17 protein-coding genes are annotated in these 23858 nt (G+C 74.1%); 12 read left to right on the forward strand and 5 right to left on the reverse strand.

The window, feature by feature from the left end; genetic code table 11:
• Positions 1–105 precede the first annotated feature (105 nt).
• The 5 genes from treY (at position 106) to D1350_RS05985 (ending at position 9514) form a co-directional block, all read left to right on the forward strand.
• Positions 106–2601: a malto-oligosyltrehalose synthase gene (treY, locus tag D1350_RS05965; RefSeq protein ID WP_125774931.1), complete on the forward strand. Its 2496-nt coding sequence runs from the start codon at positions 106–108 to the stop codon at positions 2599–2601.
• On the forward strand, positions 2594–4438 hold the full coding sequence (treZ, locus tag D1350_RS05970) for a malto-oligosyltrehalose trehalohydrolase (RefSeq protein ID WP_125774933.1): 1845 nt from the start codon (positions 2594–2596) through the stop codon (positions 4436–4438). The genes treY and treZ overlap by 8 nt, the downstream gene beginning before the upstream one ends.
• Before the next feature lie 69 nt (positions 4439–4507).
• On the forward strand, positions 4508–5455 hold the full coding sequence (locus D1350_RS05975; RefSeq protein ID WP_125774935.1) for a phosphotransferase: 948 nt from the start codon (positions 4508–4510) through the stop codon (positions 5453–5455).
• A 58-nt stretch (positions 5456–5513) separates the two neighbouring features.
• Positions 5514–7646: a dynamin family protein gene (locus tag D1350_RS05980; RefSeq protein ID WP_125774937.1), complete on the forward strand. Its 2133-nt coding sequence runs from the start codon at positions 5514–5516 to the stop codon at positions 7644–7646.
• Positions 7643–9514 carry a P-loop NTPase family protein gene (locus D1350_RS05985; RefSeq protein WP_125774939.1) on the forward strand — a complete coding sequence of 624 codons (1872 nt, stop codon included), beginning with the start codon at positions 7643–7645 and terminating at the stop codon, positions 9512–9514. The genes D1350_RS05980 and D1350_RS05985 overlap by 4 nt, the downstream gene beginning before the upstream one ends.
• A gap of 92 nt (positions 9515–9606) precedes the next feature.
• Here the strand turns inward: D1350_RS05985 and D1350_RS23600 are convergent, their stop codons facing one another.
• Positions 9607–10092 (reverse strand): hypothetical protein, encoded by a 486-nt coding sequence (locus D1350_RS23600; protein ID WP_164545047.1) that lies wholly within the window; start codon positions 10090–10092, stop codon positions 9607–9609.
• Between the two features lie 121 nt (positions 10093–10213).
• On the opposite strand from D1350_RS23600, the gene D1350_RS05995 reads away from it, so the two are divergent.
• The gene (locus D1350_RS05995; RefSeq protein ID WP_125774941.1) at positions 10214–10702 is read left to right on the forward strand and encodes an acyl-CoA thioesterase; all 489 of its coding nucleotides are present in this window, start codon (positions 10214–10216) and stop codon (positions 10700–10702) included.
• A 16-nt stretch (positions 10703–10718) separates the two neighbouring features.
• Here D1350_RS05995 and D1350_RS06000 read toward each other — a convergent pair whose 3' ends face one another.
• Together D1350_RS06000 and D1350_RS06005 are read right to left on the reverse strand one after the other, a co-directional pair.
• Positions 10719–11612, reverse strand: coding sequence for an acyl-CoA thioesterase (locus D1350_RS06000; RefSeq protein ID WP_164545066.1), 894 nt, complete (start codon positions 11610–11612; stop codon positions 10719–10721).
• Positions 11613–11809: 197 nt separating this feature from the next.
• The gene (locus D1350_RS06005; protein ID WP_125774942.1) at positions 11810–12199 is read right to left on the reverse strand and encodes a globin; all 390 of its coding nucleotides are present in this window, start codon (positions 12197–12199) and stop codon (positions 11810–11812) included.
• A gap of 125 nt (positions 12200–12324) precedes the next feature.
• On the opposite strand from D1350_RS06005, the gene D1350_RS06010 reads away from it, so the two are divergent.
• The 3 genes from D1350_RS06010 (at position 12325) to malQ (ending at position 16124) form a co-directional block, all read left to right on the forward strand.
• Positions 12325–12561, forward strand: a complete 237-nt coding sequence (locus tag D1350_RS06010; protein ID WP_125774944.1) for a PTS sugar transporter subunit IIB — start codon at positions 12325–12327, stop codon at positions 12559–12561.
• Between the two features lie 89 nt (positions 12562–12650).
• Complete coding sequence (locus tag D1350_RS06015) at positions 12651–13691, forward strand: mechanosensitive ion channel family protein (RefSeq protein ID WP_240643916.1); 1041 nt, start codon at positions 12651–12653, stop codon at positions 13689–13691.
• Between the two features lie 123 nt (positions 13692–13814).
• The gene (malQ, locus tag D1350_RS06020) at positions 13815–16124 is read left to right on the forward strand and encodes a 4-alpha-glucanotransferase (protein WP_240643917.1); all 2310 of its coding nucleotides are present in this window, start codon (positions 13815–13817) and stop codon (positions 16122–16124) included.
• 61 nt (positions 16125–16185) lie between these two features.
• Here malQ and pepN read toward each other — a convergent pair whose 3' ends face one another.
• Positions 16186–18747 carry an aminopeptidase N gene (gene pepN / locus D1350_RS06025; protein WP_125774946.1) on the reverse strand — a complete coding sequence of 854 codons (2562 nt, stop codon included), beginning with the start codon at positions 18745–18747 and terminating at the stop codon, positions 16186–16188.
• Between the two features lie 299 nt (positions 18748–19046).
• Here pepN and D1350_RS06030 point away from each other — a divergent pair, with 299 nt between their 5' ends.
• Positions 19047–20198, forward strand: coding sequence for a hypothetical protein (locus D1350_RS06030; protein ID WP_125774948.1), 1152 nt, complete (start codon positions 19047–19049; stop codon positions 20196–20198).
• 82 nt (positions 20199–20280) lie between these two features.
• On the opposite strand, the gene D1350_RS06035 is transcribed toward D1350_RS06030, so the two are convergent.
• Entirely contained in the window at positions 20281–22281 is a 2001-nt protein-coding gene (locus D1350_RS06035) for a M13 family metallopeptidase (RefSeq protein ID WP_125774950.1), read from the reverse strand.
• Between the two features lie 58 nt (positions 22282–22339).
• On the opposite strand from D1350_RS06035, the gene D1350_RS06040 reads away from it, so the two are divergent.
• Both D1350_RS06040 and D1350_RS06045 read left to right on the forward strand, forming a co-directional pair.
• Positions 22340–22795, forward strand: coding sequence for a ribose-5-phosphate isomerase (locus tag D1350_RS06040; protein WP_125774952.1), 456 nt, complete (start codon positions 22340–22342; stop codon positions 22793–22795).
• A complete protein-coding gene (locus D1350_RS06045) occupies positions 22796–23842 on the forward strand; it encodes an Fpg/Nei family DNA glycosylase (RefSeq protein ID WP_125774954.1) in 1047 nt (348 codons plus the stop codon). It abuts the gene before it with no gap.
• Positions 23843–23858: the final 16 nt, after the last annotated feature.

Genomic DNA, 23858 nt, shown 5'->3' on the forward strand with positions numbered 1-23858 from the left:
CGCCCGGCCCGGCGGCTGGGCCGGTGACGCGGCCCGCGGCGCCGTCGAGCGAGCGCAGCACGCCGCGCCCTGCGGGGGAGCCGGGTCCGTGTGAGCCTGGGGGCCATGCACCCGCACCTGCCCGGCCCGGGCCGCCGCACCCCGGTGAGCACCTACCGGCTCCAGCTCGGCCCGGACCAGGGGTTCGCCGACGTCGAGAAGGCGCTGCCGTACCTGGAGTCGCTCGGCGTCACGGACCTCTACCTCTCGCCCGTGCTCCAGGCCGCGCCGGGATCCGCGCACGGGTACGACGTGGTGGACCACACGCGGATCAGCGAGGAGCTGGGCGGCCGTGCGGGCCTGGAGGCGCTCGCGGCGGCGGCGCACGCGCGCGGGATGGGCGTCGTCGTCGACGTGGTGCCCAACCACATGGCCGTGCCCACCCCTGCCTGGCACAACCGGGCGCTGTGGTCGGTGCTGCGCCACGGTCCGGCGTCGCCGTTCGCGCGGTGGTTCGACGTGGACCCGGACGACCCGGAGGGCCTGCTGATGCCGGTGCTCGGGTCGCGTATCGGCACCGTGCTGGCCGCGGGGGAGCTCGTCCTGGACCGGGCGGTGATCCCCACGGAACCGGAGTCGGGCGAGCAGGCCGTGCTCCGGTACCACGACCACGTCTTCCCCGTCCGGCCGGAGACGGAGCACCTGCCGCTCGCCGAGCTCGTGGGCCGTCAGCACTACCGCCTCGCGTACTGGCGGGTGGCCGACGAGGAGCTGAACTACCGCCGGTTCTTCGACGTGGGCACGCTGGCCGCGGTCCGCGTCGAGGACCCGGACGTCTTCGACGCGACGCACGCGCTGCTGCTCGACCTGTTCCACGACGGTGCGATCGACGGGTTCCGGATCGACCACCCCGACGGCCTCGCCGACCCGCGCGGCTACCTGCGGCGGCTCCGCGACGCGACCGGCGGCGCGTGGGTGGTGGCCGAGAAGATCCTCGAGGGCGCCGAGGACCTGCCCGACGACTGGCCCGTGGCCGGCACCACCGGGTACGACACGGCGTGGCGGCTGCACGCGCTCCAGGTCGACCCTGACGGCGCGGCCCCGCTCGCCGCGCTCATGGCGGAGACCACGGCGGAGCACACGGACCTGCCGACCGTGATCGAGCAGGCCAAGCGCCAGATCGTCGAGACGTCGCTGCAGGCGGAGGTGCACCGGCTGACGTCCCTCCTCACGGACATCTGCCACGACGACGTGCGGCTCCGCGACCACACGTACCGGTCGATCCAGGACTGCGTGGTCGAGCTGCTCGTCGCGTTCCCGCGCTACCGCGCCTACGTGGTCCCGGGCGAGCCCGCACCGCCCGCCGCGGAGCGCGTCCTGCGTGAGGCTGCCGACGTCGCCCGCACCCGGCTCGACCCCGACCGGCACGACACGCTCGACGTCGTGATCGACCTGCTGCTCGGCCGCGAGGTCGGCAGCGCGGGCCGCCAGGGCGAGGACCGGCGGGCCGAGCTCGTGGTCCGGTTCCCGCAGGTGTGCGGCGCCGTGATGGCCAAGGGCGTCGAGGACACCGCGTACTACCGCTGGACCCACCTCGTCAGCCTCTGCGAGGTGGGCAGCGCGCCGCAGCGCTTCGGCATCGGGCCGGACGAGCTGCACGCGTTCGCGCAGCAGACGGTGACGTCGTGGCCCGCCACCCTCACAGCGGGGTCCACCCACGACACCAAGCGCGGCGAGGACGTGCGCTCGCGGATCGGCGCGCTGGCCGCGCACGCCGACGCGTGGACGGGCCTCGTCCGCCGGCTGCGGGCCGCGACGGCCGAGGAGCGGCCCGCGGACCTCGACGGGCGCACCGAGAACCTCCTGTGGCAGACCCTCGCGGGCACCTGGACGCCGGAGGGTCCCGTCGAGGCAGACCGGCTCACCGGCTACCTGGTCAAGGCCTCGCGCGAGCAGAAGGCCTGGACCACGTGGACGGCGCCCGACACCGCGCGCGAGGAGGGCATGGCCCGCTACGCGACGACGCTGCTCGAGCACCCCGAGGTGCGGGAGGCCTTCGCGGCGTGGGTGGAGCGGGTGACGCCGACCGTCCGCCGCTCGGTGCTCGCGACCAAGCTGCTCCAGCTCACCGTCCCGGGCGTGGCCGACGTCTACCAGGGCACGGAGGTGACCGGCACGTCCCTCGTCGACCCGGACAACCGGCGCCCCGTGGACCTCGCCGCGCTCGCCCGGACGCTCTCGGCGCTCGACGCCGGCCGGGCGCCCGCGGACCTCGCGGAGGAGAAGCTCGCCGTGACGTCGGCGGCGCTGCGGGTGCGGCGAGAGCTGCCGGACGCGTTCGCGGGCCCTGACGCCGGGTACGCGCCCCTCCCGGTCACGACCGGCCGGGCGGTGGCGTTCGCGCGCACGGAGGCGGGCGTGCCACGCGTGGTCGTGGTCGCCACCCGGTTGTCCGACGGCGGCGCCTCCGGCCGCGTCGCCACCGACGCCACGGTGGTGCTGCCCGAGGGCCGCTGGCGCGGGCGGCTCGCCCCCGGCGTGCACGACGGCGGTGCCGTTGGCCTGGGCGAGCTGCTCGGCCCCTGGCCGGTCGCGCTCCTGGTGGCGGACCACGATGGCTGAGCCCGTGCGGGTCTGGGCGCCGTCGGCCCGGGAGGTGGGGCTGGTGCTCCCGCCGTCCGGCCGGACCGGGGCCGCGGGCTGGACCGGTGCCCGCGGCCGGACCGGCGCCCCCGGCACGACCGGGCCCCGGGCCGCCATGGTCGCCGAGGAGGGCGGCTGGTGGCGCAGCGCCGACCCGCTGGCGCCCGGCACGGACTACGCGTTCTCCCTCGACGGCGGCCCGGCACGGCCGGACCCGCGCAGCCCGTGGCAGCCGGCCGGTGTGCACGGCCCGTCCCGGACCTTCGACGCGGCCGCGCACCCGTGGTCCGACGGCGGCCGGCCCGGCCGGTCGGTGCTCGGCGCCGTGGTGTACGAGCTGCACGTCGGGACGTTCACGCCCCAGGGCACGCTCGACGCCGCGACAGCCTGCCTCGACCATCTCGTCGACCTCGGCGTCGACCTGGTCGAGCTCATGCCCGTCGCCGCGTTCCCGGGCCGCCACGGCTGGGGGTACGACGGCGTCGCGCTCTGGGCCGTGCACGAGCCGTACGGGGGCCCGGCGGCGCTGCAGCGGTTCGTGGACGCGGCGCACGCCCGAGGGCTCGGGGTGTGTCTCGACGTGGTCTACAACCACCTGGGACCGTCGGGGAACTACCTGGGGGAGTTCGGCCCGTACTTCACCGAGCGGCACCGGACCCCGTGGGGCGCGGCCGTGAACCTCGACGACGAGGGCTCCGCCGAGGTGCGCGCCTTCGTGGTCGGCAACGCCCTGCGCTGGTTCCGCGACTTCCACGTCGACGCGCTCCGGCTCGACGCCGTGCACGCGCTCGTCGACGACTCCGAGCGGCACGTGCTCGCCGAGCTCTCCGACGCCGTGGCGGCGCTCGAGCGCGAGGTGGGCCGCCCGTTGTCGCTGGTGGCGGAGTCGGACCTCAACGACGCACGGATGGTCACGCCCACGGACGCGACCTTCGACGGCAGGCCCGGCCTGGGCATGACGGCGCAGTGGGACGACGATGTGCACCACGCCCTGCACGCCCTCCTCACGGCCGAGCGGCAGGGCTACTACGTGGACTTCGGCACGCCGGAGACGCTCGCCAAGGCCGTGACGGAGGTGTTCGTGCACGACGGCGGCCTGTCCACCTTTCGCGGCAAGCCCTGGGGCGCGCCGGTGCCCGAGGACGTGGACGGCCACCGCTTCGTGGTCTTCTCCCAGGATCACGACCAGGTGGGCAACCGCGCCCTGGGCGACCGGCCGTCGCGCGTGCTGCCCGGCGGCCTGCTCGCCGCGAGCGCCGCCCTGGTTCTGCTCGGCCCGGGCACGCCGATGCTGTTCATGGGGGAGGAGTGGGGCGCCACCACGCCGTTCTGCTACTTCACGGACCACGAGGAGCCCGAGCTGGCGGAGGCCGTGCGGACGGGACGGGCGCAGGAGTTCGATACGCACGGGTGGGCCGAGCTGTACGGCCACGAGGTCGAGGTGCCCGACCCGCAGTCCGCGGAGACGTTCGCCGCCTCGCGGCTGGACTGGGCTGAGCGCGACCGGCCGGAGCACGCGAGGCTCCTGGGCTTCTACCGGGACCTGGTGCGGCTGCGGCGCACGGCGGGGGAGGTGGCGTCGGGCGACCGGCGGCGCACCACCGTGCGGACGGGCGACGGCTGGGTGGTGATGACGCGCGGCGGCGCCCGGGCCGTGCACGTGGTCGTGTCGCTGTCCGACGGCGCCACGGTGCCGCTCGCCGCGGCGCGGCAGGAGCCGGAGGTGCTGCTCACCTGGGATCCCGTGAGGTGGGACCCGGAGGGCGGGACGGTGGCCCTGCCCGGCCCCGGCGTGTCGGTGCTGCGGACCGGCTGACCGGCTGACCGGCTGCGCCCGAGTCGGGCGGTTTGCCCCGCACATCGCGGATCCGACATCATGCCGGGCATGAACGCACAGCCACGGCCCGGTTGGCTGGACATGCCGCTCGCCGTGCGCGCGCGGATCACGGAGCAGCTCGGTGCCCGGGTGACGGCCTGGACCAACCGCGACTCCGGCATGATGGCCGGCTACGCCATCCAGGTCCAGACCGTTGACGGACACCTGTTCATCAAGGCCGCCAGCGGCGAGGACCCGCTGACCCAGCAGATGTACCGGCGGGAGGCGATGGTGGCGCAGGTGCTCCCCGAGGGCGCCCCCGCGCCGGAGTTCCGGTGGGTGGTCGACGAGGACTTCGGCCCGTACGGCCCGTGGGTCATCATCGGGTACGGCATGCGGCCGGTACGGATGGCGAGCGAGCCCTGGGGCCTGGAGGACATCGCCGGGGCGGTACGTGTCGCGCGGATCGCGGCCGACCTCGAGTCGCCGGGAGGCCCGCACCTGCCCCCGGTCTCGACGCTGATGCCGCTCGACGCCTGGGTCGACCTCGCGGACCGGATGCCTGCCGGCCTCTCGGAGTACACCACGTGGCTGACGGGGCGGATGGACTACCTGGCGGAGCTCGCGCTGGGCGCGCCGGAGGCGATGCAGGGCACCAGGCTGGTGCACGGCACGCTCCGCCGCCCCACGGTCCTCCTTCCCGCCTTCCCTGGCACGGAAGGCATGGGCGTGGACTGGATCCGCGCCGGCACGGGGGCGCCCTTCGTCGACCTCGTCACGCTGCTCCGCTTCGTGCACGCCGAGGGTGGCCCGTCGCCGGACCTGCTGCTGACGATCCACCCGCTGCCGCCCGGCACGGACGACGACGCGGTGAACGCGTACCTCTCGGCGCTCGCGGGCTACCTCGTCCGCGACTCCCTCGAGCCGGCGCCGCCCACCATCCCGTTCCTGCGCTCCATGCAGCGCGAGCAGGCGCACGTGGTGATCGAGTGGCTCCGCCGCCGGCTGGGGCACTGATCGCCATCGTGGGAGGTCACCCGGGCGGCGGCCCGCCGCCTGCGGCAGACTGAGCCGCATGACCGCGAGGCCCGACGACGTCCCGCCGCCCCCTCCGCCCGCGCACGTCGACGAGGGCAACGCTCTCGTGGACGCGCTGGAGCTGCTGCGCGCCCGGCTGGCGGCGCTGCGCCTGCCGCTGGAGTCCACGGGGGCGGACGCCGCCCGCGCGGACCAGGCCCGCTCCCTCCACCAGCTCGACGACTACCTCCTCCCGCGGCTGCGCTCGCGCCGAGCGCCGCTGCTCGTGGTGGTGGGTGGGTCCACCGGCGCCGGCAAGTCGACCCTCGTGAACTCGGTGCTGGGCGAGCGCGTGAGCCTGCCGGGCGTGCTGCGGCCCACCACGCGGGCTCCCGTCCTCGTGCACCATCCGCTGGACGAGCGGTGGTTCTCGACGGACCGGGTGCTGCCGGGGCTGGCCCGCACGTCGGGGTCGCTGGGGGCAGGGCGCGCGCCCGCAGCGCCGGTCGTGCCGGGGCCCGCGCCGTCGTCGGGCCGCACGGGAGGCGACCTGCCGCCCACCCGGACCCTGCGCCTGACGGCGAGCGAGGCCCTGCCGCGCGGCCTGGCGCTGCTGGACGCTCCCGACATCGACTCGGTCGAGACCGCGAACCGCGAGCTGGCCGGGCAGCTGCTCGGCGCGGCCGACCTGTGGCTGTTCGTCACCACCGCCGCCCGCTACGCGGACGCGGTGCCTTGGGACCTCCTCAAGCAGGCGTCGGCGCGCAAGGCGCAGGTGGCGATGGTGCTCGACCGTGTGGACCCGGGCGCCGAGGCCACCGCCGACGACCTGCGCAGCATGATGGCCGAGCACGGCCTCGGCGACGCCCCGCTGTTCGTGGTGCCCGAGGCGGAGCTCACGGACGGCTTCCTGCCCGAGACCGCCGTGGCCGGGATCTCCCGGTGGCTCACGGGCCTGGGCGGCGACGCGGGCGCGCGCGAGCGGGTCATCGTGGCCACGCGCGACGGCGTGGTCCACGACCTCGTGCGCCGGTCGGACCACCTGGCCGAAGCCGCCGACGCCCAGGAGGCCGCCGACGCCCGCCTGCGCCTCGTCGTGGAGCGCGCCTACGCGGACGCGGTGGCGCACGTCCAGGCCGCGACGTCCGACGGTGCGCTCCTGCGCGGCGAGGTCCTGGCCCGGTGGCAGGACTTCGTGGGCACCGGCGAGTTCTACCGGGCCGTCGAGGAGGGCATCGGGCGGTTCCGCGACGCGATGAGCGCGTTCTTCCGGGGCAAACCGCGGCAGGTGCCCCAGGTCGAGCAGGCGATCGCCCATGGCCTGGAGTCCGTCGTGCTCGACGCCGCCGAGGAGGCCGCCGAGCGCTCCTTCCAGGCGTGGCGCGGCGACGCGGCGGGGGCGCCGCTCCTCGAAGGGCTCGGGCTGTCGCGCGTGCCCGCGTCGTTGCGCGCCGAGGTGGGCGAGCAGATCCGCGGCTGGCAGGGGGACATCCTCCAGCTCGTCAGCGAGCAGGGGTCGGCCAAGCGGGGCACGGCGCGGGCGCTGTCGTTCGGCGTGAACGGCCTGGGCGTGGCGCTCATGGTGTTCGTGTTCGCCTCGACGGGCGGGCTCACGGGCGTGGAGGTCGGCATCGCGGGCGGCACGGCGGTCCTCGCCCAGCGGCTGCTCGAGGCGGTGTTCGGGGAGGACGCCGTCCGCCGCCTCGCCCTCCAGGCCCGCGAGCGTCTCCGCGCCCGCGTGCAGGCGGTCATGGACGGGCAGGCCGCGCGGTTCACGGCCCAGCTCGACGCGCTGGGTACCGATGCCGCGGGCGGCTCCGCCCTGCGGGCCGCGGCACGCGAGGTGGAGGCGGCCGCGGAGCTGGAGCGTGCGGCACGCGCCCCGGTGGCCGACGTCGAGGCGCCCGTGGGCGCACCGGCCCACCCCTTGCGCGGGGCTGGGCCGGGCGGGCCGTCGGTGGCGCCCCGGAAGGGAGGCGCCGGGGCCGGCGGGGCGGTCGCCTCGGCGGAGCGGAAGCCAGGGTTCTGGAAGCGGCTCTTCGGGCTCGGCGAGGAGCCGTCGGCGGCCGAGCGTGCGCCGGCGCCTGTCCCGGAGCCGACCCCCGCCCCGGCCTCGGAGCCGGCCCCGGAGCCGGTCCGGCCGAGCGCAGGTTCCCTGGCGGACACCGATCGTCCGGAGGGTGAGCGGTGAGCCGGCTCGACCTCGGCGAGCGCACCTCCGCCCTGGAGACCGCCGCCGACGAGGGCGAGGGCCGCCTCGACCCGGCCCTGCTGGGCGACGCGCGCGCCGTGGTGACCCGCGCCCGCGAGCGCGGCGGGCTGTCGGCGGAGCACACCGTCGTGGCGCTCGCCGGGGCGACGGGCTCGGGCAAGTCGTCGGTGTTCAACGCCGTCGTCGGCAAGGAGGTCGCGGTGCCGGGGATCCGGCGCCCGACGACGTCGCACGCACTCGCCGCCGTGTGGGGCGACGGCGCCGACCCGCTGCTCGACTGGCTGGACGTCCCGCGACGGCACCTCATGGCCGCGGGCGAGGTGGAGGAGGCAGAGGGCTCCGGCCACCGCTCCGCCGAGGTAGTGCCTTCGTCCGACGAGCTGACTATCTCGGCTGGGTCCGGGCCGGGAGGTAGTGCCTCCGTCGGACGAGGTGACTACCTCGGCGAGGAGCACCGGGAGCACCGAGGGCTGCGCGGGCTGTTCCGTCGTCGGACCCCGGCGGGGGACGTGACCGGGCTGGTGCTGCTGGACCTGCCCGACCACGACTCCGTCGTGACCGACCACCGGGTGCGCGCCGAGCGGCTCGTCGAGCGCGCGGACCTGCTCGTCTGGGTGGTGGACCCGCAGAAGTATGCGGACGCCGCCCTGCACGAGGGCTTCCTGCGGCCGCTGGCCGGCCGGAGCGACGTGGTGGTCGTGGCGCTCAACCAGGCGGATCGGCTCACCGCGGCGGAGCTGCAGGCGATGCTGGCGGACCTGCGGAGGCTCGTCGCGGAGGACGGGCTCGCGGGCGCGCGGGTGCTGGCCGTGTCGGCGAAGTCAGGGCAGGGGATCGAGGACCTGCACGAGCTGCTCGCCGAGGCGGCCGCCCGGCGGGAGGCCGCGACGGCCCGGCTTGCGGCGGACGAGAAGGCGGTCGCCTCGCGGGTCGTGGCCGCGTGCGGGCCGCCCGCCCCCGCCAAGGCGGGCGAGCGCGCCCGTACGGCGCTGGTCGCGGCGCTGGAGGACGCCGCCGGGGTGCCGACGGTCGTGGGCGCGGTGCGCGCGTCGGCCCGCCGGGACGCGCACGCGGCGACCGGCTGGCCGGTCACGCGGTGGGTCGGCGGGCTGCGGCGCGACCCGCTGCGGCGGCTGGGCCTGCGGTCGGGAGACCGGGGCCGACGAGCCCCCGCCGACCGGCCCGACCTGGTGCGGACGTCACTGCCGTCGGCGCGCCCGGCGGTACGGTCCACGGCGTCGTCGGCCGTGCGGCGCTACGTCCAGGAGGTGACCGACGGCGTCGCCGAGTCCTGGGTGCTCGCCGCCCGCGCGCGGGCGCAGACCGGCATCGACGAGCTGCCCGACGCCCTCGACCAGGCCGTGGCGACCACGCGGCTCGCGTCCGAACGCCGCCCGCTGTGGTGGCGCGCCGTCAACGCGCTGCAGTGGTTCCTGCTGGCCGTGGTCGTGGCCGGGCTCGTGTGGCTGGCCGTGCTGTTCGCGTTCTCGTACCTGCAGCTCCCGGCCCCGCCCACACCCGTCTGGACCGTGCCCCTGTGGACCACCGGCGAGGACGTGGTGCTCCCCGGGGCCTCACCGGGCGAGGGACAAGGGGCCGGCGTGGACCCGTTCCGGATCCCGTGGCCCACTCTCATGGTGCTCGGCGGGGTGCTGCTCGGCATCCTGCTCGCGCTGGTGAGCCGCGTGGGCGCCGCCGTCGGGGCCCGCCGACGGGCCGCTGCTGCCCGCCGACGGCTTCGCGAGTCCGTGGCCGACGTGGCCGACCGCCTCGTGCGGCAGCCCGTCGGCGAGGAGCTCGCGGCGCTCGGCCGCTGCCGCACGGCGGCGGCGACAGCGGCGTCGTAGGGACGCCCGGCCGCGTCACGCCGCGTCACGACCAGGCGATCCTGCCGCGAAAGTGCCTCGAGAAGCGGCTTGATCGCCTGGTCGCGCCCGCGTCAGGAGGCCGGCTCGAGGCCGAGCAGACCCTCGAGCGTCGTCGCCTCCTCGCCGCCCAGGGGCGTGGCCGACTGCACCGCGGTCGCCAGGTCCTCCGGGGTCGTGGCCGCGGCGGCCTGCTCCCACAGGGGGAGGGCCTGCTCCGACGCCGCGGCGAGCGCCTCGGCGAGGGGCTGCACGTCGTCGGGCCAGGTCGTGGCCCGCAGTCCTTCGATCTCCGCACGCAGCGCTCCGGCGGTGGCGCCCGCCAGGCCCGCCTGCTCCTCGAGCGACCGGCCCTCGCTGATCGCCGTCTCCAGCGCCACGCGCACCTCGTCGTACGGCTTGACCATCTCGGCGTAACGCTGGGCGGCTTCCTCCTTGGTCAGGGCCGCAGCGGAGGCGGTGGCGGCCGATCCTGGCGCGCTTCCCTCCGACGTGCCCACGAGCGAGCACCCCGACAGGGCCAGCGTGATCAGAACCCCACCCGCGACGATGCGGTGCATTGCATTCTCCTGACGTCCGGAACCGGATGAACCAGTCGCGGAATGTAGCACAGGGGGACGAGCCGGGCTCCCCTGCCTGAACGTTTAAGTACGGTCACGCATCGTGGGCGAGGATGGGCCCATGCGTCTGCACATTCCCGTGTCTCTCCGCTGGTCCGACCTCGACGCGTATCAGCACGTCAACAACGTCGAGATGTTCGGCCTGCTCCAGGAGGCGCGGATCACCGCGTTCTGGAAGCACGACGACGCCGAGGAGCCGTGGCCCACGGCGGTGATCGAGACCGGTCCCGGTGCGCCGAGCCACACGTTCGTGGCGCACCAGGAGATCGAGTACCTCCGGCCGCTCGCTTACACGCGCACGCCCGTGCGGGTCGAGCTGTGGATCGGCAAGATCGGCGGCGCGAGCCTCGACGTCTGCTACGAGCTGCACGACGGCGCCCCGCGGTTCGAGCGCCTCGCGCCCACCACGGGGGACGAGCCCTACGTGCGTGCCGTCACGACGATCGTCCTCGTGGACGCCGGGACGGGGAAGCCGCGGCGCATCTCCGCCGAGGAACGCACGGCGTGGGAGGGCATCGTCGAGGAGCCCCTGAAGTTCCGCCGCCGCTGACCCGGACGGGCCGGGCTCAGTCCTGCGGCAGCCGGATCATGCCCTCCTGGGCGATCGACGCCACGAGCGTGCCGTCCTCGCGGTACACCCGCGCGTGGCCGAGCGCCCGCCCGCCCTGGGCCGACGCCGCGCCCTGCACGTAGAGCAGCCACTCGTCGACGCGCACGTCGCGGTGCCACCACATCGCGTGGTCGAGGCTCGCCATCGGCACGGTGTCGCCCACGTCCATCCAGGACTTGCCGGCGGTACGAAGGACAGGCTCGAGCATGACCTGGTCGCAGGCGAACGCGAGGAGCGCGCGCTGCAGCAGCTGGTCCTCGCCCGCGATCGGGCGGCGCGCGCGCATCCACACCATCTGGGTGTGGGCCGGCGGGCGGCCCTCGCGCACCGCGGCGTCGGGCCCCATGTAGAGCGAGCCGCCCACGTGGCGGAGCTCGAACGCGGAGCCCTCGGCCCAGAACTTCGCGGCGGGGTGGTCGATCCCGGCGAGCTCCTCGAAGGCCGAGCGGACCTCGGTGGGGCCCGGGACGCCGTCGGGCATCGGGGAGGTGTGCTCGAAGCCCGGCTGGTCGTCCTGGAACGACGCGATCATCGACAGGATCGGCTTGCCGTGCTGGAAGGCGTGCGAACGCCGCGCGCTGAACGACCGGCCGTCACGGAGGCGCTCCACCGCGAAGTCGATCGCTACGTCCAGCGAGCCCTCGCGCAGGAAGTAGCCGTGCAGGGAGTGGATCTGGCGCCCGTCGGGCACGGTGCGGCCGGCGGAGATGATCGCCTGGGCCAGCACCTGCCCGCCGTACACCCGCCGGGCGATGCCCGGCACGCTGTCGCCGCGGAACGCGTCGTCCTCGCCCCGGGGGCCCCAGCCCTCCAGGTGGCGCAGGTCGAGCACCTCCAGCAGGCGGTCCAGGGCGTCGGACGACGGCGGGGCCGACGCCGGAGCGAGGGTCTGGGCGTCCGCCTCACGCGGGGCCTGGGTCAGGTTGTCGGCAGGTCGGTCCACGGGTCCCGGTGCTCCCTAGTCCTCGAAGTTGTGCGGAATGTTCCTGCGTCCCCCTGCGGGCGAGTGCCTCGTTCCTCGGCCCTCACCCTTCGGGGTACTCCGGATCACTCCTCGAAGGTGTTGATCATGGAGAACGCCGCACGCTCCAGGTAGTCCCACAGCTGCGACTCGTGGACCGGCGCGAGGCCCAGCGTGTCCACGGCGGTCCGCATGTGGGCGAGCCATCGGTCGCGGGCCTCCGGGTTCACCTTGAACGGCGCGTGCCGCATGCGCAGGCGAGGGTGCCCCCGCTGCTCGGAATAGGTGGTGGGACCGCCCCAGTACTGCTCGAGGAAGAGCGTGAAGCGCTCCTTGGCGGGGCCGAGATCCTCCTCGGGGTACATGGGACGCAGCACGGGATCGTCCGCGACGCCCTCGTAGAAGACGTCCACGAGCCGCACGAAGGTCTCGTGGCCCCCGATCGCGTCGTAGAAGGAAGGAGCGCTGTCTGTCACCCGGACATCTTCCCATCCGCCCGGGGCCGGGTGGCCAACCGTCGCGTGGCGACGTCCGTCACCCCTTGCGCCCACCGATACGCTGGTGGGAGACCTGCAACGAAGCATCGGTTTGGAGAGAGCACATGACGAAGGCGAACCAGATCCTCGAGGCTCTCGGCGGCACATCGAACGTCGTCGACCTGGAGCCGTGCATCACCAGGCTGCGCGTCGAGGTGAGCGACCCGGGCCTGGTGGACGAGCCCGGGCTCAAGTCGTCGGGGGCGTTCGGGGTGGTGCGTTCGGGCCGCGTGGTCCAGGTGATCGTGGGCCCGGAGGCGGACAACCTCGCGGCAGAGCTGGACGTGCTGCGCGCCTCCTGAGACGTCCTGACCAGGATCTCTTGCGCGTTTCGTGAAGACGCGCAGGAGCGGTCGGGTGCGCCCGGCCGCCGCCGGTAGCGTGTGGCTCCGTGACGTCTTCCTTTGCCATGCAGCTGTTCGAGAGCGCCGAAGAGTTCTGGGAGTGGTTCGGCGACAAGCCGCTGCGCATCATCCTCATCCTGGTCATCGGTCTGATCGCCCTCGGCCTGGTCAACCGGACCATCTCCCACCTCACCGAGCGGATCGCCGAGGGCGTCACTCGGGCGCGCTCCACCGGGCAGGGTCGTGCGCCGGGTGCGCCCGGCTCGCCGCAGGTGGTCGTGGACGCGCCGGCCGGGACCCTGCCGGTCGGGACGACCACCGCGGCCCGGCCCAAGCGCCGCCGCCGCACGAGCCAGGAGCTCATGGCCGACGCGTTCTCCTTCGCGAATCCCGTGGCGATCCAGCGCCGTGCGCAGCGCGCCCGGACGGTGGGCTCGGTGCTGCGGTCCACGGCCGACATCACGATCCTCAGCCTGATGGCGCTGATGATCCTCGCCACGCTGGGAGTGAACGTCGCGGCGCTGCTCGGCGTCGCGGGCATTCTCGGCGTGGCTGTCGGCTTCGGGGCGCAGTCCCTGGTCAAGGACTTCATCTCCGGCATCTTCCTGCTCGTCGAGGACCAGTTCGGCGTGGGCGACAACGTCGACCTGGGCAATGGCGTGAACGGCACCGTCCAGGAGCTCGGCCTGCGCCTCACCCAGGTCCGCGCCTTCGACGGCACCCTCTGGTACGTCCGCAACGGCGAGATCCTGCGCGTCGGCAACCGCACCCAGGAGTGGAGCCGCGCCCTGGCGTCGGTCCAGGTCCCGGTCGGCGCCGACGTCGACACCGTCCGCACCGCGCTGGGCCGCGCCGCCGACAAGGTGCAGCACGACCCGAACCTGGCCGATCACCTGCTGGAGGCGCCGTCGGTCCGCGGCGTCGACGCCGTCGACGCCGCGTCGCTCACCTTCACCCTGCACGTGCAGACACGCCCCGCGAAGCAGTGGGAGGTGGAGCGGGCGCTGCGCCTCGCCGCACACCACGAGCTGCGCGGAGCGGGCATCATCGCGAGCTCCGCACCCGTCGAGGTGCCGGGGGTCCAGTAGGGCCGGGAGGGGTCCGGTACGGCGGTGCCCACGACGGCGTGGCGGCCCCCGGACGGCGTGGCGCGGCGCACCGGCGAGCCGTCCTCCGCCGTCCGGAGACGGTGGGATGGCAGGATCGTTCCCGTGAGCGACGAGACGACGACACCCGAGGGGCAGGTCCTGCCGACGGGCACGGCCGGTGATGCCGTGCCGGGTGAGCTCCTCGAGCTCGCGGCGGCGCACAACATCCTGACCGAGTACACCGACCAGGACGGCGTGCTGCAGCAGGTGCGGGCGTCCACCCTGGTGGCGGTGCTGGGCGCGCTGGGCGTGACGGCGACGTCGTCGGAGGGGGTCGCCGCGAGCCTGGAGAGAGCCCGGGACGCCGAGTGGCGGGCGGTGCTGCCCGACTGCCTGGTGGTGCGGCAGGGCGACGAGACGCAGGTGCCCGTCCACGTGCCACGCGACTCGGGGGTCCATGCCTGGGTGGAGCTGGAGCTGGCGGACCACGCGTCGCTGCCCGCCAGCGCCACGCCGTGGCGGGTCACGCCCACCGGGCCGTCGTTCGGTCATGCCGAGCGGGAGCGTCGCGACCTGGCCCCGGCGGACGGCGAGGCGGAGTCGCGGACGATCGGCACCCGCACGCTGGAGCGCACGGTGTTCACGGTCCCGGCAGATCTGCCGCTGGGCTGGCACACGATGCACGCTCGCTGCGACGCCTTCGCCGTGAGCACCACCCTGGTGGTGACCCCGGAGCGGCTCGAGCTGCCGGCCGGGCTGGCAGAGCGGCAGGCGTGGGGCTTCCTCGTGCAGCTCTACTCCGTGCGTTCCCGCGACTCGTGGGGGCTGGGCGACCTGGCCGACCTGGCCGACCTCGCGTGGCTCACCGCGCACAACGCGGGCGCGGACTTCGTGGGGATCAACCCGCTGCACGCCACCGAGCCCACGGTGCCCGTCACGCCGTCGCCGTACCTGCCGGTGTCGCGCCGGTTCCTCAGCCCGCTCTACATCCGCGTCGAGGACATCCGGGAGACGGCGTACCTGTCCGCCGCCGACCGCTCGCTCGTCGAGTGGGCGGCGGAACCCGTGCGCGAGCTCGCCACCGACCTCGGCCCCATCGACCGCGACGCGGTCTGGGAGGCCAAGCGGGCGGCGCTCGAGGTCGTCTTCACGGCGCCGCGGTCGGCCGCGCGCCAGACCTCGCTCGACGAGTTCGTGCTGGAGCAGGGCCGCGGGCTCGCCGACTTCGCGACGTGGTGCGCCATCGCCGAGCACCTCGACGGCCGCGAGTGGCCGCCGGAGCTCACCGACCCCGGCTCCCACGCCGTGACGCTGCTCAGGCGTTCCCTCTCGGAGCGCGTCCAGTTCTACATCTGGGTGCAGTGGGTGGCCGACGAGCAGCTCCGGGCGGCCCACCGTGCCGGGCTCGACGCCGGCATGCGCGTCGGGCTCCTGAAGGACCTGCCGGTCGGGGTGCACCGCGAGGGAGCGGACGCCTGGGCGAACGCGTCCGTGCTCGCCCGCGGCGTCACCGTGGGCGCGCCGCCCGACATGTACAACCAGCAGGGTCAGAACTGGTCCCAGCCGCCCTGGCACCCGGTCGCCCTCGCGAAGTCGGGGTACGCGCCGTACCGCGACATGCTCCGGACGGTCCTGCGGCACGCGGGCGCCCTGCGCGTGGACCACGTGCTCGGCCTCTTCCGCCTGTGGTGGATCCCGGGCGGCGCGCGGGCGTCAGCCGGCGCGTACGTGCAGTACGACCACGAGGCGCTCATCGGCATCCTCTGCCTGGAGGCCCATCGAGCGGGCGCCATCGTCATCGGCGAGGATCTCGGCACCTTCGAGCCGTGGGTCCGCGACTACCTCACCTCCCGCGGGATCCTCGGCACGTCCGTGCTGCTCTTCGAGCGGGACGACGACGGCGCTCCCCGCGAGCCGGAGTCGTACCGGTCCCTCGCGCTCGCCACCGTGACCACCCACGACCTGCCGCCCACCGCCGGCTACCTCGCGGGCGAGCACGTGGACCTGCGCGAGCGGCTCGGCCTGCTCACGGAGGACGCCCAGGTGCTGCGCGGCAGGGCCCGGGCCGAGCGGGACGCCCTGGTCGACGCGCTGTCCCGCCGCGGTCTCACCACGTTCGACCCGTCGGAGCGCGAGCTCGTCGAGGGGCTGCACCGCTATCTGCGTGACACGCCGTCCGTGCTCGTGGGCGTGCACCTGACCGACGCGGTGGGCGAGCGCCGGGCGCAGAACCAGCCCGGGACGGACCAGGAGTACCCCAACTGGAAGGTGCCCCTGGCCGACTCGTCGGGCAACCTCGTCCTGCTCGAGGACCTGTTCGACAACGCCCGGCTGCGGTCGCTCGTCGCGGTGATGAACGAGGAGCCGCTGCCGGAGGACCTCCCGCGGCTGCCGGAGGACCTCCCGCGGCTGACGAAGAAGAAGACCCGCTAGCCCCCGCCGAGGTAGTGCCTTCGTCGGACGAAGGCACTACCTCGGCGGAGCGGGAGGTGGGTCAGGCGTCCGCCGCCTGCGCGGTCAGCGCGCGCTCCGTGCCCGCGAGCGCCTCGATCACCATCCGGCGCAGCGCGGGGGCTGCGTCGGGGTTCGCGTCGAGCCAGCCACGCGTGGCGTCGGCGAGCTCCTGGGACGCCAGCGGCGCCGGGTAGAAGCCCTCGATGATCTCCTCGGCGATGTGGTAGGTGCGCTCCTCCCAGACGCGCAGCAGCGCGTCCAGGTAGGGCTGCACCAGGCCGGCGAGCACCGACGGGTCGTTGACGTGGAGCACGCCGAGGCCCGTCTGGCGGATGATCGCGTTGGGCACGTCCGCAGTGTCGGCCACCGACGAGAACGCCGCCAGCTTGGCCTCGGTGCTCGGCTTCGTGGCGCGGACGCGGGCGGCCGACTGGCGGCCGGTCGCGGTGTCGTCGTCGGCGAGCGTGGCGTCGATCTCCGCGTCGCCCGCGGCGCCGTTCAGGACGAGCCCCTCGAGGAGCTCCCACCGCAGGTCCGTGTCGATCTCGAGGCCGTCGAGTGAGCCGGTCCCGTCGAGCAGCCCGCGCAGCGCGGCCACGTGCGCCTCGGTGGAGGCGAGGTGCGCGAAGAACTTGACCAGCTGGAACTGGAGGTCCGACCCGGCGGCCGCGTCCTGGGCGAGTGCCCAGAGCGTGTCGCCGGCCTCGGCCAGGACGGCCGCCCGGCGCTCGGGCACGACGTACTGCTTGGCGGCCAGGGCGAGCTGGCCCAGCGTGGTACGGATGGTGGTGGACTCGGTCTCCGAGGCGATGTTGCCGAGGACGAGCCGGACGTAGTCGCTGGCGGGGGTCTCGCCGTCACGGACCGCGTCCCAGACCGAGCCCCAGACGAGCGAGCGGGCCAGCGGGTCGGAGATCTGGGCGAGGTGCTCGATCGCGACGGAGAGCGACCTCGTGTCGAGACGGATCTTGGCGTACGCCAGGTCGTCGTCGTTGAGCAGGACGAGCGCCGGGCGGTCGAGCGCGAGGACGTCGTCGACGTCCGTGCGTGCGCCGTCCACGTCGACCTCGACGCGGTGCGTGCGCACCAGGGCGCCGTCCACCAGGCTGTAGAACCCGATGCCGAGGCGGTGCGGGCGCAGCGTGGGCCACTCGGTGGGCGCGCTCTGCAGCACCGTGAACGAGGTGATGCGGCCCTTGTCGTCGACCTCGACCTGGGGGCGCAGCGTGTTGACGCCGGCGGTCTCGAGCCAGAGGGACGACCAGGAGCTCAGGTCGCGCCCGCTGGTGGCCTCGAGCTCGGTCAGGAGGTCGACCAGCTCGGTGTTGCCCCACGCGTGCTTGCGGAAGTAGGCCGACACGCCCGCGATGAACGCGTCACGGCCCACCCAGGCCACGAGCTGCTTGAGCACGGAGGCGCCCTTGGCGTAGGTGATGCCGTCGAAGTTGACCTGGACGTCCTCCAGGTCGTTGATGGTCGCGACGATCGGGTGGGTGGACGGCAGCTGGTCCTGGCGGTAGGCCCACGCCTTCTCCATCGAGGCGAACGTGGTCCACGCGGCCTCCCACTCGGTGGCCTCGGCGGTCGCCAGGGTGGAGGCGTACTCCGCGAACGACTCGTTGAGCCAGAGGTCGTTCCACCACTTCATGGTCACGAGGTCGCCGAACCACATGTGGGCGAGCTCGTGCAGGATCGTGACGACGCGGCGCTCCCGCACGGCGTCGGTGACCTTGGAGCGGAAGACGTACGACTCGGTGAACGTGACGCAGCCCGCGTTCTCCATGGCGCCCATGTTGTACTCGGGCACGAAGAGCTGGTCGTACTTCGTGAACGGGTACGGCACCCCGAACGTGGACTCGTAGAAGGCGAAGCCCTGACGGGTCTTCTCGAAGATGTAGTCGGCGTCGAGGTGCTCGGCGAGCGACTTGCGCGCGAAGGCGCCCAGCGGGATCTCGCGGCCGTCCGACGAGGTGAGCGACGAGCGCTCGACCGAGTACGGGCCGGCGACCAGGGCCGTGATGTACGACGAGATGCGGGGCGTGGGCGCGAACGTCCACGTCGCGGCCTCGACCGACGGGTCGGTGGAGTGCTGCGCCGGCGCGGGCTCGGGCGTGGGCTCGTTGCTCACGACCTCCCAGTACGCCGGGGCCGTGACCGTGAACTGGAACGTGGCCTTGAGGTCGGGCTGCTCGAACACGGCGAACACGCGCCGGGAGTCGGGGACCTCGAACTGCGTGTAGAGGTACACCTCGCCGTCGACCGGGTCGACGAACCGGTGCAGGCCCTCGCCGGTGTTGGTGTAGGCGCAGTCGGCCACGACGACCAGCTCGTTGTGGGCGGCCAGGCCGTCCAGCGCGATCCGCGAGTCGGCGAAGACGGCCGCCGGGTCGAGCTCCCGGCCGTTCAGCACGATCGAGCGCACGGTCGGCGCCACGAGGTCGACGAACGTCGCCGCCCCCTCGGTCGCCGTGAAGCGCACGGTCGTGCTCGACCCGAAGGTGGTGGGCCCCCCGGTCAGGTCCAGCGCGATCTGGTACGACTCGACAGACACCACGCCGGCGCGCTCGGACGCCTCGGCACGGGTCAGGTTCTCTCCGGGCACGAACTCTCCACTCGTCACGGGCGATGACCGCCCTGTGAGACAAATCAGAGTTGATCATGCCACGGACGGGTGACGCTCCCGGGTGCGACGATGTGGTGGCGCCTCTGTGATCACTTCGTGCCGTCCACGTCCGCTTTCCTCCAGATCAGGCGGAAAACGTCGGATCCTGGTTCGACCTCGCGGCCCCTGACGTGAGACCCTGCCGGGTGGCCTTGGCGCGACTCGTGCGCCTGCCTCGGCTGCCATCCATCGTCGGGATGGTCGCGGCGACCCGCCCGACCGAGAACCAGGGAGACGAGATGTCCGGCACTGTGCCGCCTCCGCCGCCCCCGCCTGGGGGCCCGTCGTACGAGCCGTACGGTGGCGCCGGCGACGAGCCCCGCGCGCCCACCGCACCCACCCAGGAGCAGTCGGCAGTCGCGCCCCAGGCCTACGGCCAGGCGGCGCAGCCGAACGGTGCCGCGCCGGGCCAGCACGCCCCCGTGCCGCCGGCCCCCGCCGCTCACCAGCCTGCCCCTTACGCCCCGGCGCCGCCGGTGCAGCGCGTGTCCACCTCGACGCGCATGCCTCCGGCGATCTCGCCGGGTGCTCAGTTCGCGCAGGCCGTCACCCCGGCCCCGGCCAGGCCCGGCCAGCCCGTGGTGCACTCGGTCCAGGGTCACGGGCACAACCACGCGGGCCAGCCGCAGGGCCAGCCTCCGCAGGACGCGAGCCTGCAGCAGTACTTCCCGGAGCAGTACGGCGACCAGCAGGGCTACCCGCCGGCGCAGTACCCGCCGGCGGCCCCGTACGCGCCGCAGGGGTACGCAGGTCAGTACGACCAGGGACAGCCTGCTCAGTACGCCCCGGGCCAGTACGACCCGCAGTACGCCGCGCAGCCGGCGTACGCCGGCGGCGCGGGTGGTGGCGGGGGGCGTGGCGGGCTGATGTCCCGCCTCACGCCCGGCTGGATCGCGTTCATCGCGTTCGACATCGCGCTCGTGGTCGCGGCGGTCATCTTCGCGGTGAGCCTCTTCGGTGAGGACGAGCCCGAGGACGCGTCCCCGGGCTCGTCGGTCAGCGCGAGCGCGACCCCGGACGCCCCCGCCGGCCCCGCGGCCGACGCAGTGACCTTCAAGTCCCCGACCGGGAACATCACCTGTTCCGTCACGCCCGACGCCGCCCGCTGCGGCATCGCGACGCTGAACAACCAGCCCGTCCCGGCAGAGAGCTGCGACGGCACCATCGGGTACGTGGTGACGGTCGACGACGCCGGCCAGGTGGCGCAGCCGTGCGTCGCGCACGCGGACCAGCCCGTGAAGGCGAGCCCCGACATCCCGTCCCTGGAGTACGGCCAGGAGCAGAAGGCCCACGGCTTCACGTGCACCAGCTCCGACGTCGGCATGAAGTGCGTCTCCGACGCCACCGGAACCGGCTTCTCCATCGCGAAGGCGGGCATCGGCGCCGCCTGACGCGCCACGCCCCGGGCAGACGACGGCGCCCCGGTCACCTTCCGTACGGAAGGTGACCGGGGCGCCGTCGTCGGGCAGCCTGCTACCAGATGCGCACGCGCTCCGCGGGCGGGAGGTACAGCGCGTCGTCGGGGGTGACGCCGAACGCGTCGTAGAACTCGTCCACGTTGCGCACCACGCCGTTGCAGCGGAACTCGTTGGGCGCGTGGGGGTCCGTCGCCAGGCGGCGCAGCACCTCCTCGTCGCGGCCCTTCGACTGCCACACCTGCGCCCAGCCGAGGAAGATGCGCTCGAGGGCGGTGCGGCCGTCGACCACCGGGGCCTCGTCCAGCGGCTTGCCCAGCGCGATCCGGTACGCCTTGATGGCGATCGACAGGCCGCCCAGGTCGCCGATGTTCTCGCCGACCGTGAGGCTGCCGTTGACGGTGGGGCCGTCCTCGGGGAGCTGGGCGGGCCGGAAGGCGTCGTACTGGGCGATCAGGGCGGCGGTCCGCTTCTCGAACTCGGCGCGGTCCGCGTCGCTCCACCAGTCCTCGAGGCGCCCGTCGCCGTCGTACTTGGAGCCCTGGTCGTCGAAGCCGTGGCCGATCTCGTGCCCGATCACACCGCCGATGCCGCCGAAGTTCACCGCGTCGTCGGCCTCCGGGTCGAAGAACGGCGGCTGCAGGATCGCGGCGGGGAACACGATCTCGTTCATGCCGGGGTTGTAGTAGGCGTTGACGGTCTGCGGGGTCATGAACCACTCGTCGCGGTCCAGCGGCCTGCCGATCTTGCCGAGCTCGCGGTCCTGCTCGAACCCGTTCGCCCGCCGGACGTTGCCCACCAGGTCGGTCACGTCCACGACGAGGGCCGAGTAGTCGCGCCACTTGACCGGGTAGCCCACCTTGGGCGTGAACCGCTCGAGCTTGGCCAGGGCCTTCGCCTTGGTCTCGGCAGTCATCCAGTCGAGACCCTCGATGGACTCCCGGTACGCGGCGACCAGCGCCTCGACCAGCACGTCCATGCGCTCCTTGTGCGACGGCGGGAAGTGACGCGCCACGTACTCCTGGCCCACGGCCTCGCCCAGCGCTCCCTCGACGAGGGACACGCCGCGCTTCCAGCGGTCGCGCACCTCCTGGGCGCCGGTGAGGATGCGGCCGTAGAAGTCGAAGTTGGCCTCGACGATCTCCTCCATGAGGTACGGCGCGCGGGCCGTCACCACGTGGTACGTGAGCCAGGCGGTCCAGTCGCCGAGCGCCTGCGACTCCCAGAGGGCCGCGAAGCCGTCGGCGAACTCGGGCTGACGCACCACGAGCTGGTCGAGGGAGCCCGCCGGCGCGCCGAGCGCCTCGGCCCAGGTGTTCCAGTCGAAGCCGGTCGCGCGGGCCGCGAGGTCGGCCAGGGTGGTGGGGTTGTACGTGAGGCCCGCGTCCCGGCTGCGGACCCGGTCCCAGTGGTGGCTCGCGAGCTGCGTCTCCAGCGCGACGACCCGCTCGGCCGCCGCCTGCGGGTCCGCGACCCCGGCGAGCCCGAGCATCCGTGCCACGTGCGGCACGTAGGCGGAACGCACCGTGGCGTACTGGTCGTCGCGGTAGTAGGCCTCGTCGGGCAGGCCGAGGCCGGCCTGCGTGAGGTACACCACGTACCGCTCGGGGTCCTTCGCGTCGTTGTCCACCCAGAAGCCGACGGCGGCCGCGCCGCCCGTGCGCTGAAGGGCACCGAGGGCCCGGGTCAGCGAAGCCTTGTCCGTCGCGCCCGCGATCAGCGCGAGGTCCTCGGCGAGCGGCTGGACGCCGAGCGACTCGATGCGCTCGGTGTCCATGAAGCTCGCGAAGAGGGCGCCCACCTTGGCCTGCGTGCTGGCCGGGTCCGCCCCGGGAGCGCCGGCCGTCGCGGCGGCGTCGCGGATGATCTCGCGGACGTGCTCCTCTGCCGCGTCGTGCAGGGCGCGGAAGGCGCCGTCCATGGCGCGGTCCGCGGGGATGTCGTGGCCGGCGATCCAGCGCCCGTTGACGTGGAGGTAGAGGTCGTCCTGCGGCCGGACGGCCGGGTCGAGGGCGTCGAGGTCGATACCCGACGTGGGGACGGTGGCGTCGGTGGTCATGGCGCCCAGACTACGGCCAGCCCGGCGAGGCACCGCAGGTATGGGAGAAGATGGGGTCATGCGCCTGCACATCGCCGCCGACCACGCCGGGTACGAGCTCAAGGTCCACCTCGTCGAGCACCTGCGTGCCAACGGTCACGACGTCGTGGACCACGGGGCCCACGAGTACGACGCCCTGGACGACTACCCCTCCTTCTGCATCTCCGCCGGTGAGGCCGTCGTGGCTGAGCCCGGGTCCCTCGGGGTCGTGATCGGCGGCTCCGGCAACGGGGAGCAGATCGCCGCCAACAAGGTGGACGGCGTGCGCGCCGTCCTCGCCTGGTCCCTCGAGACCGCGACGCTCGGCCGCCAGCACAACGACGCCAACGTGATCGCCGTGGGCGGCCGCATGCACCCCGTCGACGAGGCCGTGGCGTTCGTCGACGCCTTCGTCGCGGAGCCCTTCTCCGGCGACGAGCGCCACGCCCGCCGCATCGGGCAGCTCGCCGACTACGAGAAGTCGCGCGGGGCCTGAGTGCCCGAGGGACACACCGTCCATCGCCTCGCCCGCACGTTCGGGTCGCTGTTCGGCGACTCGCCGCTGGAGGTGACCAGCCCGCAGGGCAGGTTCGCCGACGGCGCCGCGGTGCTCTCGGGCCGACGGCTCGAGGCAGCCGAGGCCTGGGGCAAGCAGCTCTTCCTCGGGTTCTCCGGCGACCTGTGGCTCCGGACGCACCTCGGCCTGTACGGGGCGTGGACGTTTGCGGGCGACGGGTCCGCCGTGGTGGCGCACGCCATCGGGGCGCCGCGCAAGCGGGTGGGGGAGCGGGAGACGATCGTCGCGCCCCCCTCCGGGTTGCCAGAAGCTCCCCGGGGTGTAGACCGGGGAGGTTCTGACAGCTCGCCCGGTCCGTGGGTGGCGCCGGAGCCTCGGGGCGCCGTGCGCGTGCGCCTGCTCGGCGAGCACGCCGTCGCCGACCTCACGGGACCCGCCGCGTGCGAGGTGATCACGGCGGCCGAGAAGGCCGCCGTCGAGGCACGCCTCGGGCCCGACCCGATCCGGGCGGGCGCCGACCCCGGCCCGTTCCTCGAGCGGGTGGGCCGGTCCCGCACCACCGTGGGCCAGCTCCTCATGGACCAGGCCGTCGTGGCCGGCGTGGGCAACATCTACCGCGCCGAGGTGCTGTTCCGCGCCGGGGTGGACCCGCTGCGGGCCGGGCGCGACGTGCCGCGTGCCGTGGTGCGGGCGATCTGGGACGACCTCGTCGACCTCATGGCCGACGGCGCCCGAACCGGCGCCATCGTGGCGACCCGGCCGGCTGATCGGCCGGGTGATCGGCCGGGTGCGCGCCAGACCGCTTCCAGGCCCGCCAAGGACCTGATAGGCGCGCCTGGAAGCAGTCTGGCGCGTACACAGCGGACCCGGCAGAACACCGACGGGACGCCCGGCGCCGTCGCGGCCGAGGACGCGTTCTACGTCTACCACCGCGACGGGTTGCCCTGCCGGGTCTGCGGCACGCCGGTGCTGGTCAAGGAGCTGGCGGGCCGCAACCTGTTCTGGTGCGGCGTCTGCCAGACGTGACACCCCGCGCACCTCG

Source organism: Antribacter gilvus (genome assembly GCF_003946865.1).
GTDB lineage: Bacteria > Actinomycetota > Actinomycetes > Actinomycetales > Cellulomonadaceae > Antribacter > Antribacter gilvus.

Bases quoted from the DNA above. Each gene is read 5' to 3' on its own strand.
- treY (WP_125774931.1), top strand. From the start codon at position 106: ATGCACCCGCACCTGCCCGGCCCGGGCCGCCGCACCCCGGTGAGCACC.
- treZ (WP_125774933.1), top strand. From the start codon at position 2,594: ATGGCTGAGCCCGTGCGGGTCTGGGCGCCGTCGGCCCGGGAGGTGGGG.
- D1350_RS05975 (WP_125774935.1), top strand. From the start codon at position 4,508: ATGAACGCACAGCCACGGCCCGGTTGGCTGGACATGCCGCTCGCCGTG.
- D1350_RS05980 (WP_125774937.1), top strand. From the start codon at position 5,514: ATGACCGCGAGGCCCGACGACGTCCCGCCGCCCCCTCCGCCCGCGCAC.
- D1350_RS23600 (WP_164545047.1), bottom strand. From the start codon at position 10,092: ATGCACCGCATCGTCGCGGGTGGGGTTCTGATCACGCTGGCCCTGTCG.
- D1350_RS05995 (WP_125774941.1), top strand. From the start codon at position 10,214: ATGCGTCTGCACATTCCCGTGTCTCTCCGCTGGTCCGACCTCGACGCG.
- D1350_RS06010 (WP_125774944.1), top strand. From the start codon at position 12,325: ATGACGAAGGCGAACCAGATCCTCGAGGCTCTCGGCGGCACATCGAAC.
- D1350_RS06030 (WP_125774948.1), top strand. From the start codon at position 19,047: ATGTCCGGCACTGTGCCGCCTCCGCCGCCCCCGCCTGGGGGCCCGTCG.
- D1350_RS06035 (WP_125774950.1), bottom strand. From the start codon at position 22,281: ATGACCACCGACGCCACCGTCCCCACGTCGGGTATCGACCTCGACGCC.
- D1350_RS06040 (WP_125774952.1), top strand. From the start codon at position 22,340: ATGCGCCTGCACATCGCCGCCGACCACGCCGGGTACGAGCTCAAGGTC.